Origin of the sequence: Streptococcus suis, assembly GCF_046032515.1 — a bacterium.
Classification (GTDB): domain Bacteria; phylum Bacillota; class Bacilli; order Lactobacillales; family Streptococcaceae; genus Streptococcus; species Streptococcus suis_AL.
This window is the reverse complement of the sequence record NZ_JARQPJ010000037.1, coordinates 1-10,325: the sequence shown is the minus strand read 5'-3', so window position 1 is coordinate 10,325 and position 10,325 is coordinate 1. Positions and strand designations below refer to the sequence as shown.

The following is a 10,325-nucleotide window of genomic DNA, read 5'->3' as shown; positions in this document are numbered from 1 at the left end:
CTAGGCTCTTTCTAGATACTTTTCATTTTTTAATCAGTTCGATTGTTTTTACTTGACAAAGGGCTTTACATATCAGTTATTCCTCTTTAAATTCATTTTTTGCTAGGTTCATCTCTTGACGGCTGTCGTCAATTGGAACGAGTGTTGGTTTACCGCTTGGTTTTACAACCAGACCACCAAGGAGGTCATTAAAGGTTTTCTTGCCAAGTAACTTAGTCATGGCTGTAATGGTTAGTAGTTTCTTCTCATAAGGGTCATAGCCAGCTTCAATCACAGCTTGGCTAACAGCTGACTCATCTGAGAATTTACGAACAGAGCGACCTTCAACCAGTTTATATCCTGGGATAGGATGTCCATCTGTTGCTTGATTTAAAGCATAAGCTTTGATGTCGTTTGCCCATGAAATTAACAAATCTAGTTTAGGCAAAATCTCAGCAATGTCCTCGTTATCAAGGGAAGCTGGATCCGCAAACTCCATCTTGGCTAGTGCCAAATTATCCTCAGCACGTTTGCGACAGACATTCTTGAGCTTACAGAATTGGCAGTGTTTACCAGATTGCATCTCCCCCTCACCCTTGAATGCAAGTTCAGCTTTTGGAGTGAGTACATTTTCAGCCCATTCAAGCAGCTCAGTCTTTTCTATCTTAAAGGTAGAAATGTTATGTTTTCGTGGTTGAAAGATTGTCATGGTAACGTTATCGAAATTATAAAGTCCACCAAACATCTCAAGTGCTCCAAGTGCATAACACATCATTTGAGGGTTGTGGTCTGCATCAACCTGAACACCAAGTCCATGTTTATAATCAATAACCTGAAGAAGTCCGTCTGCCACGATGATGCAATCTCCAGTTCCAAAGCCTTCAGGTACCCACTTAGAAAAATCCAGTCGTTGTTCGACAAGAACTGTAGGGTCACGAGAGTAACCTCTAGCTTTCTCGACTTGTTCCATGACATAGTTGCGATATTCTTCTGCGCAATACTGCATTTCCTCGTTGTAATATGCTAAATCCTCAGTTGGATCACGCGTTTTCCTTCCTAGAGCTTTCTCGACTAGATAAGCACACAACTCGTGAGCATCCGTACCTTCAAGGGCAAACTCAGAGTTTACATCTGGCATATCTTCTGTTAACCGAATGGAAGGTGGGCAGTTCAACCATCGATGTGATGCAGAAGCAGATAGAATGGCGTGGTTAGTCATTACCAATCCCTCCAGCTTCTTCAAGGACTGCCGCAAAGTGTTTAGGGTCAAGAGCTGATAGAGAAGAAGCACCGTAAGCATTTAGCAGAGCACGAACCTCATTCTTAAAGCCATCTTTTGCCTTTGTAGCAAGGACTGCACGGACTTCCTCCAATTGAATTTCCCTTTGTGGTTCAGATTTTGGTGATATTGGTTCAGGAACTGTTTCATCATCATTAGATAGGAGTTTCTTGAACTCATCCACCAAGCGAAGGTAGTACTTTGCGGTTTCTTCCATATCATGAATTAGTCTATTCAGTTCTTTCATTTTGCTCATTGTTTTCTTCCTCCATAATTTTCCGAGCGAGTAGTTTTGAGATGACGCTGATAGCGATGAGAGTATCAGCTACGTCTTCATCAGGTTTGATGTATGGTTCGTTTACCATATTTGGACCTCCTATCTTACTAAGTAAGGTTTTTATTAAATTTTCCACTTTGCAAGAGATTTTTTTAGCCATATCTCTTACACATTACTAAGTAGAACCAAGTGATGTTTTTCCGTTAGATTTGAAAAAATTTATGAATATCAAAAAAGTTTCCTGTGCAATTTAATAGGAAACTTCTATTTTTTTGAATAATTTTTTCTGAAAGAGTGGAAAAATTTGTCAGATTCTTACTTAGTAAGTTAAGAAGATATATTTCTAAAATTACTGCAAAAATATGGAGGGTGCATAATGCAATTTACCTTATCTCATTCAGGACAGACTGGAGTTCAGACAACCACTGTCTACCCCAATCAAGAAACTATTACTGATGAAATATCGCTACAAACTGTTGCGCAATTTGACCATGTGGCAGGGCAGTTTTTAAACAATACACGCTCAAATGCCAATTTCATCAAGTCGGATGTTTTGGTTATGGATATTGATAATGACCACTCTGAGAATCCAGATGAATGGATGACGGGCGAGCGATTAAAAGAAATCTTTGCGGATTACAATTTTGCCTTGGTAACTAGTCGAAGTCATATGCAGGCAAAGGCAGGAAAAGTACCTAGACCCAAGTTTCATATCTACTTCCAAATTAAAGATGTAACAGATAAAGACATCTATGTTGCCATGAAGGAAGAACTTTGTAATCAGTACAAGTTTTTTGATGATCATGCCAAGGATGCGGCAAGGTTCTTCTTTGGGAATACAAATGCACAAGTTATGTGGCATGATTCATGGCTAACTATAGATGAAGATTTGTTTCAAACTGTTTCTATTGATGACGAGGAAGAATTCGATGCAGACTTCTATACTCCTCCAAGTGGACCGATCCAGCAAGGGAGTCGTAATTCAACGATGTCTGTATTTGCTGCGAAAATTCTCAAACGGCTAGGCGTGACAAAAGAAGCAAGGGATGGCTTTGATGAGCAGGCACAGAAATGTTTACCGCCACTTGATAAAGCAGAGTTAGATACCATTTGGGGTAGTGCTGTGCGATTCTACAACAGAACTATAAAAATATCTAAAGGCTACGTGGCTCCCGATGCTTTTAATAGAGAAACATTAAAACCTGATGATTACTCGGATGTTGGGGAAGCGGGAGTTCTTGCAAGAGAGTATGCGAACAGGCTCGCTTATACCAATGCAACGGACTATCTTTACTATGATGGAACTCACTGGCGTGAGAACAAGCAGTTGGCATTAGGGGCAGTTGTACACTTTACCGATGAACAACTTGCTGAAGCGAATGCACTCCTGGAAACTGCAGAAAAACAACTTCAGTCTTCAGGTATTGATGAATTGACCATTAAGGCTGGTGGAAAGCGACTAGAAAATGCAGTTGAAACTCCACTTCAATTGAAATATTTAAAAAACTATCTAGCAGCTAAAGAGTTCCATAAATTTGTTATGAAACATCGTGACTATAAGAATTTGATGGCTGTCTATAATACCGCTAAGCCAATGCTTTCAGTAGAACTGTCAGAATTAGATAGTGATGACCTATTACTCAATACGCCAGAGGCTACCTATGATTTACGAAAAGGAATAAACGGATCACAAGAACACAATCCTGAAGATTATATAACTAAAATGACAGCAGTCTCTCCTAGTGATCAGGGAATGGGATTATGGCAGGAAACTTTAGCTACCTTTTTCTGTAATGACCAAGAGTTAATTGATTATGTTCAAGAAATTATTGGTATGGCGGCAATCGGCAAGGTCTATCAGGAACACATGATTATTGCTTATGGAGGCGGAGCAAACGGCAAGTCTACGTTTTGGAATACCATTGCTCGTGTGCTAGGTAGCTACTCAGGGAAATTATCTGCGGATGCTTTAACTATGTCAAACAAGCGAAATGTCAGTCCTGAGCTTGCTGAGCTTAAAGGGAAACGTCTGGTCATTGCATCTGAGATGGCTGAGGGTATGCGTCTCAATACAGCCGTTGTTAAGCAGATTACATCAACAGATGAAATCCAAGCGGAGAAAAAGTACAAGGACCCTTTTCACTTCGTACCGTCACACACGCTAGTTCTTTACACCAACCATCTACCCAAAGTAGGTGCGAACGATGATGGAACTTGGCGACGTTTGGTTGTAATCCCATTTAATGCCAAAATCAATGGTCGCTCTGACATCAAAAACTTTGCGGACCATTTGTATGACAATGCGGCACCAGCAATTTTGTCTTGGATTATCGAAGGTGCAGAAAAAGCTATCAAAGCGAACTTCAAAACAAAAGTACCAACTGCGGTATCATCTTCCGTCAAAGCCTATCGTGAGGCCAATGATTGGTTAGGACACTTCCTTAGTGACTGCTGTCAAGTTGGTGATCAGTTGACAGAAAAATCAGGAGAACTATACAGTCAGTATCGTGCCTATTGTGCCAAAAACATGGAGTACACACGCAGTACGACCGATTTTTATTCTGCTCTTGATCAGGCAGGTTTTAAACGAAAACGGACAAGTAAAGGTAACCTCATTCTTGGTTTGAAATTGGTAGAGGATGGCTATGATTTCTTAGATTAATGACCAACATTTTTAGCCACCTTACCTCCACAAGAGTGGTGATGGACTATTTTAGGTGTGTAGGTCGTTGACTGAATGGTTGGAACTTATTTTGAATGAGGTTTCGGAAAAATGATTGAAACGACCAACATGAGTGACATTTTTTGATTTTGTGTAGGTCTATTATGGTCTTTTCTAAAACTATCCTATAAGCAAAAATTACTATAAAAAAAGCCTATAAGAGGAGTTTTGGAAATGACTGCACTAGACCTACACACTTCAATTTGATGAAAGGATTTAGAACGATGAGAGAAAAGTACGTTGAGCAAGCCTTGGTGAAGTCTGTGAAAGCTCGAGGAGGGATTTGTCCTAAGTGGATATCACCATCTTTTTCTGGTGTGCCAGACAGGTTGGTTTTTTTACCCAATGGCAAGTTTGGCTTGGTGGAAGTAAAAGCTCCTGACCAAAAGCCAAGGATGTTACAAGTGTCAAGACATAAACTGTTCGAGCGGTTAGGCTTTAAGGTTTATGTGATTGACCGCATTGAGATGATTGGAGAGGTGCTAGATGAAATTGACATTACATAACTATCAGGTAGTCGTCAAGGACTTCATCATAGGTCACCCTTATGCAGCGGTCATCTTAGACATGGGGATGGGGAAGACGGCTACAACCTTGTCTGCAGTAAATGAGCTGATGTTTGACCGATTTGAGGTCACAAAAGTTTTGGTTATTGCCCCACTTCGAGTCGCAAATACAGTATGGAGTGATGAGATTGAGCAATGGACAGAGTTGCGTCACTTACGGTATTCGAAAATTGTGGGTACTCCCAAGCAACGAAAAGTAGCTCTTCAGAAAGATGCGGATATCTATATCGTCAATCGTGAAAACCTCCCTTGGTTGGTGGAACAATGTAGTCCCTACTTCAAGTGGGATATGGTGGTGATTGATGAATTGAGTTCTTTCAAGTCTTGGCAGTCCAAACGTTTCAAAGCCTTTATGGCAATGCGTCCTTACATGAAACGTATCGTTGGTTTGACTGGAACACCAAGCTCAAACGGACTTATGGACTTGTTCGCAGAGTTTAAAGTCATTGACGGAGGAGAACGTCTTGGTCGGTTCATCGGTGAGTTTCGTAGTCGTTACTTTGAAGAAGGTCGTCGCAATGGAAACATTGTCTATGAATACATCCCTATGGATTATGCAGAGTGTCAAATTCAAGACAAGATTAGTGATATTACCATTTCCATGAAAGCCCTAGACTATCTGGATATGCCTGAATTGATTTCAACCAAGAAACTGGTGCGTATGTCAGAAAAGGAAAAAGAAAAGTACAGTCAGTTTAATAAAGAGTATGTATTGTCTGAGTTGGATGGATTAGAAGTTACTGCCGCAAATGCTGCAAGCCTGACGAACAAGTTAGTTCAGTTGTCCAATGGAGCTGTATATTCTGATGATCATACGGTTGTGGCATTACATGAACAGAAACTTGATGCCCTTGAAGATATCCTTGAATCCGCAAATGGAGAACCTGTCTTAGTGGCCTATTGGTTCAAACATGACTTAGCTCGGATTATTGGTCGTTTAGAAAAACTTAAGGTAAAGAGTAGGGTGCTGAAAACAGAAGAGGATATTCGTGAATGGAACAAGGGAAATGTCCTAGTTGGCTTACTTCATCCAGCTGGAGCTGGTCATGGGTTGAACCTCCAAAAAGGCGGCCACCACTTGGTCTGGTTTGGATTAACATGGTCTTTGGAATTATACCAACAAACCAATGCACGCCTTTGGCGTCAAGGCCAGGAGGCTGAGACAGTTGTTATTCAACACATTGTGACTGAAGGAACGATTGATGAGGAAATCCTGAAGGCACTAGAAAACAAAGATGCACAACAAGAACGGCTAATTGAAGCTGTTAAAGCACAAGTAGGAGGGGCAGATGGATAAGGCAGAGCACATACTGACGCATTACAATGAACTTAAAAGTGACTTGGAGATGTTAAAGTATCGTTTGGATCATTTCAAACCAGTGACAGAAAATGAGGTTATTGGTTCGCTAGTTTTTGAGAAATCTGATGAACCTAGGGTTAAAAGTACACCTACTAATCGACGATCAGAGATGATTGCACTGAATTTTCGTGAGAAGATGATTCAGGAAAACGAGGAACAATTGGCAGATTTATCGCAACGGTATATCCGATTGGCTAATGACCTTGAGAATTTTGAGATGGCTTTAAAATTTCTAAAGGGAGATTTATATGATTTTGCTCAATCCATGCTTAAGACAGATAGTAATTGGGATAGCTTGATGAGAGAGTTTCATATTAGCCGAAGTACTGTTAGAAATTGGCGCCGTAAGGTCTTAGACCATGTTAGGGAAGTTTATCTGAAAATGGGATTTTCTTTGGAAAAGTAACCTCCCCCTGACCTCCCCCTGACCTACCAGTAACCTACCCCTGCACTAAGTGTGACCTAACATTGACCTCACTTTGTCAAAATTTGTGGTAGAATTGTAAGTGTCAAAAAAGATAAAAAATACCCAGTAATGACTGGATTTATCTCCTTTTTAGAGTTAATATGTACACAACAAAAGAAGAGGAGAACAATACCATGACAAAACGCCAACAAGAAAAACTCAATGCCCTTTTAACAGAGATCGCTAAAGAAGAACTTCTAGTTGAAACCTTAGAAAAACGTTGGAGTGACAACCTCGATTTCTACGATGTTTCGGTTTGGGGAATCAAAAGAGCATTGGAGTGAGCCTACGAAGCAGGTCGACAATCAGTAAAATAAACCAAAGCCTAGCCCAAGGGTTGGGCTTTTTGCGTGGAGGAATTATGATTATTTCTAGTGAACAAGTGTCAGTTGGACACCCAGATAAAATCTGTGATCAGATTTCAGATGCCATTTTGATGGAGTGTCTCAAATATGACAAATCAAGTCGAGTGGCAGTTGAAACCTTAATCAAGGATAACCAAGTTGTGGTAGCTGGTGAAATTTCAACTAGACATTACTTTAATCTCGAGAACATTGTACGTCAGGTTGTCGAGCCACTTGGTATGAAGAATGTTCGGGTAACTAACCTACTTGGACTCCAAAGTTGTGATATTTCCCAAGGTGTTGATAATGGTGGTGCTGGTGACCAAGGAATGATGTTCGGTTATGCGACAGATGAAACACCTGAGTACCTACCACTTCCTTATGTTCTGGCCTCTCGAGTCCTTGAGAAACTGATGTCCCTTGGTCACCCCTTACTTGGCAAGGACGCTAAAGCTCAGGTTTCCTACGACTATGATAAGAAAAGAATTGATACATTTTTAGTTTCCATCCAACATACCGAAACGGCTGACCTTGCCAAAGTGAAACGAATTGTGACTGAAGCCATGATAGCAGTAGCACTTCGTTACCGTCAGAATCTAGATTTCAACGTTTTAGTCAATCCAACTGGACGTTTTGTTCTTGGTGGCTCATTTGCGGATGCAGGAGTAACTGGACGTAAAATCGTAGCGGATACATATGGTGGTTTCGCACATCATGGTGGAGGTGCTTTCTCTGGAAAAGACCCAAGCAAGGTTGACCGATCCGCAGCATACATGGCACGAAAGATTGCTAAGGATATTGTACGAGAAGGGTATGCGAAACGATGTGAAGTACAATTAGCCTACGCCATTGGAGTTGCAGAACCTGTGTCGGTGTATGTAGAAACCTTTGGAACGAGTCGCTACACCACAAAACAACTGGAAGGAATGATTCGTGAGCGGTATGATTTAACACCACAAGGTATCATTAAAGAGCTTCATCTCTTGAATGTAGACTACACCAAAACATCTTGCTTTGGGCATTTCACGAAAGACTATCTACCTTGGGAGAAGTAAAATGCCAAGAAGACCAAGCATACCTTGTAAACAAAATGGTTGTCCTAACTTAGTATCTTATGGTCAGAAATATTGTGAGAACCATAAAGCAAACCACCAACTGGATTCCAAGTCAACCAAAGCCAAAGGATACAATGCCCAATGGAATAAAGCACGACTTCGTTACTTAAAAGTTCATCCCCTCTGTGTTCATTGCAAAGCCAAAGGTCAACTGACCAAGGCAACTGTTGTTGACCATATCACACCCCACCGAGGTGACCAAGAACTCTTTTGGAATCAAACTAACTGGCAAGCACTTTGTAAGTCTTGTCATGATAGAAAGACCAAGACGACTGACCGATATGTGGAGTATACGTATCGATTTTAGTCTTGGAGTTTCGTTACAAAAGTATCTCATTTTTCACCCATTGGGGGAGGGGGGATGAAATCTCTAAACCCTTGGGAGACTAAGACCGACGCCCCCTCAAACGTGCAGTTTCGCAAAATTCGTAAGCGGGTACATTAAAATCGCTTCATTTTGACGTTCCTTCCCACCATTATCACGTTTCTAATGTGGGGATGTAGCGTTCCCTAGTATGTAATTTTGGTAATAAAATAGTTAAAAAGGCTAGAAACAATGGTGAAAATAGTTGTTTTTAGTCCTTTTTTGCTGGAAAGGATAACAAATGGACGAAAGTCAACGAAAACAAATCTGGAAAATGCGAGCAGAAGGTCTTGGCTATGGATTCATCGGAAAGGCTACAGGTCTATCTAGAGATTCCGTTAAGAAATACTGTAAACGAAATCCAGCATTGCTTGAACATGGTGCTGCGACAAAGCAGATGGCAAAAGCCGACCAGAATGATGGGCTTCGTTGCCCTCAGTGTTATCAAGTACTTAAAACTCACAAAATAGGTAGACCAAAGAAGTTCTGTTCGGATAAATGTCGTAAGGTTTGGTGGACAACTCATTCTGACGAACACGACAAATCAAAAACCGCATATGAAGATTTGACTTGCCAACATTGTGGCAGGTCATTCTTATCTTATGCCAATTCGAATAGAAAATATTGTAGCCATTCGTGCTACATTCAATCACGCTTTAATAAAGGAGAAATCAATGACAAGTCAACCAACAATGGAAATTAGAGAGATTCGATTGTCTGAATTACACCCAGCCTCTTACAATCCTCGGAAAAAACTCAAAAAGGGTGACAAGGAGTATGAAAAGATTAAGCAAAGCCTACTCAAGTTTGGCTACGTTGACCCCATCATTGTCAATAAAGATTTGACGGTTATTGGTGGCCATCAACGATTAACTGTATTGAAGGACTTAGACTATGAAACTGCCAAATGTGTCATTGCCGATTTATCCAAGGAAGATGAAAAGGCATTAAACATTGCCCTTAATAAAATCACCGGTCAATGGGATGACCAACTTTTGGCAGACTTGCTTTTGGATTTACAGGAGTCGGATTTCAATCTCGACCTAACTGGTTTTGAACCGCCAGAAATTGACGATATCCTATCAAATGTCCATGATAAAGACCTATCAGATGATGATTTTGATGTTGAGGAGGAATTAAAGAAACTCACCTTTTCAAAACGAGGGGACATTTGGCAACTTGGTAAGCACCGAGTGATTTGTGGAGACTCTACGAAAGCTGAAACTTATGACCAACTTTTAGGTGATAAAATGGCAAACTTGGTTGTGACAGATCCTCCTTATAACGTTGATGTAGAAGAAACAGCTGGAAAGATTCTCAACGACAATATGCCGGATAGTGACTTTTACCAGTTTCTCTTTTCTATGTTCACTCAAGTAGAAAAGCATATGGAAGCTGATGCCTCAATCTACGTATTTCATGCGGATACGGAAGGATTGAACTTCCGTAAGGCATTTAAAGATGCAGGCTTCTATCTCAGTGGGTGTTGCATTTGGAAGAAGAATTCATTAGTTCTTGGACGTAGTCCCTACCAGTGGCAACACGAACCTTGCCTATTTGGCTGGAAACAAAAGGGAAAACACCAGTGGTTCAGTGACCGTAAACAAACAACCATTTGGGAATATAACCGCCCTAAATCCAGTAAAGACCACCCAACGATGAAACCCATTCCGCTCATGGCCTATCCGATTCAAAATTCATCCATGCGTGGGACGATTGTTCTTGATCCATTCCTTGGTTCTGGTTCAACCCTAATGGCCGCAGACCAAACAGGTCGGGTTTGTTACGGCATTGAGTTGGATGAGAAGTTTGTGGATGTCATTGTCAAACGTTATATAGAGTCAACAGGAAAT

12 protein-coding genes are annotated in these 10,325 nt (G+C 40.8%); 9 read left to right on the top strand and 3 right to left on the bottom strand.

Annotation, left to right across the window (positions count from 1 at the left end):
- Positions 1–76: 76 nt before the first annotated feature.
- The 3 genes from P7J49_RS11365 to P7J49_RS11355 are packed head-to-tail and all read right to left on the bottom strand — an operon-like array spanning position 77 to position 1,623.
- Entirely contained in the window at positions 77–1,198 is a 1,122-nt protein-coding gene (locus P7J49_RS11365) for a DUF2800 domain-containing protein (protein ID WP_408570721.1), read from the bottom strand.
- Entirely contained in the window at positions 1,191–1,514 is a 324-nt protein-coding gene (locus P7J49_RS11360) for a hypothetical protein (protein WP_408570720.1), read from the bottom strand. The genes P7J49_RS11365 and P7J49_RS11360 overlap by 8 nt, the downstream gene beginning before the upstream one ends.
- Positions 1,489–1,623: a hypothetical protein gene (locus tag P7J49_RS11355; protein ID WP_014636320.1), complete on the bottom strand. Its 135-nt coding sequence runs from the start codon at positions 1,621–1,623 to the stop codon at positions 1,489–1,491. The genes P7J49_RS11360 and P7J49_RS11355 overlap by 26 nt, the downstream gene beginning before the upstream one ends.
- 288 nt (positions 1,624–1,911) lie before the next feature.
- Between P7J49_RS11355 and P7J49_RS11350 the strand changes: the two genes are divergently transcribed.
- The 9 genes from P7J49_RS11350 to P7J49_RS11310 all read left to right on the top strand — a co-directional run.
- Positions 1,912–4,197, top strand: coding sequence for a phage/plasmid primase, P4 family (locus P7J49_RS11350; protein ID WP_408570719.1), 2,286 nt, complete (start codon positions 1,912–1,914; stop codon positions 4,195–4,197).
- A 284-nt stretch (positions 4,198–4,481) separates the two neighbouring features.
- Positions 4,482–4,763: a VRR-NUC domain-containing protein gene (locus P7J49_RS11345; RefSeq protein ID WP_408570718.1), complete on the top strand. Its 282-nt coding sequence runs from the start codon at positions 4,482–4,484 to the stop codon at positions 4,761–4,763.
- On the top strand, positions 4,744–6,120 hold the full coding sequence (locus P7J49_RS11340) for an SNF2-related protein (protein ID WP_408570717.1): 1,377 nt from the start codon (positions 4,744–4,746) through the stop codon (positions 6,118–6,120). The genes P7J49_RS11345 and P7J49_RS11340 overlap by 20 nt, the downstream gene beginning before the upstream one ends.
- Complete coding sequence (locus P7J49_RS11335) at positions 6,113–6,589, top strand: hypothetical protein (RefSeq protein WP_105207327.1); 477 nt, start codon at positions 6,113–6,115, stop codon at positions 6,587–6,589. Before P7J49_RS11340 ends, P7J49_RS11335 begins: the two co-directional genes overlap by 8 nt.
- A gap of 194 nt (positions 6,590–6,783) precedes the next feature.
- A complete protein-coding gene (locus P7J49_RS11330) occupies positions 6,784–6,933 on the top strand; it encodes a DUF6900 domain-containing protein (RefSeq protein ID WP_408570716.1) in 150 nt (49 codons plus the stop codon).
- A gap of 77 nt (positions 6,934–7,010) precedes the next feature.
- Positions 7,011–8,048 (top strand): methionine adenosyltransferase, encoded by a 1,038-nt coding sequence (metK, locus tag P7J49_RS11325; protein ID WP_172015756.1) that lies wholly within the window; start codon positions 7,011–7,013, stop codon positions 8,046–8,048.
- A gap of 1 nt (position 8,049) precedes the next feature.
- Complete coding sequence (locus tag P7J49_RS11320) at positions 8,050–8,415, top strand: HNH endonuclease (protein WP_408570715.1); 366 nt, start codon at positions 8,050–8,052, stop codon at positions 8,413–8,415.
- 298 nt (positions 8,416–8,713) lie between these two features.
- The gene (locus P7J49_RS11315) at positions 8,714–9,175 is read left to right on the top strand and encodes a helix-turn-helix domain-containing protein (RefSeq protein ID WP_408570714.1); all 462 of its coding nucleotides are present in this window, start codon (positions 8,714–8,716) and stop codon (positions 9,173–9,175) included.
- Positions 9,147–10,325, top strand: a 1,179-nt coding sequence (locus P7J49_RS11310; protein ID WP_408570713.1) for a site-specific DNA-methyltransferase, incomplete at its 3' end; no start/stop codon positions are given. The genes P7J49_RS11315 and P7J49_RS11310, both read left to right, overlap by 29 nt.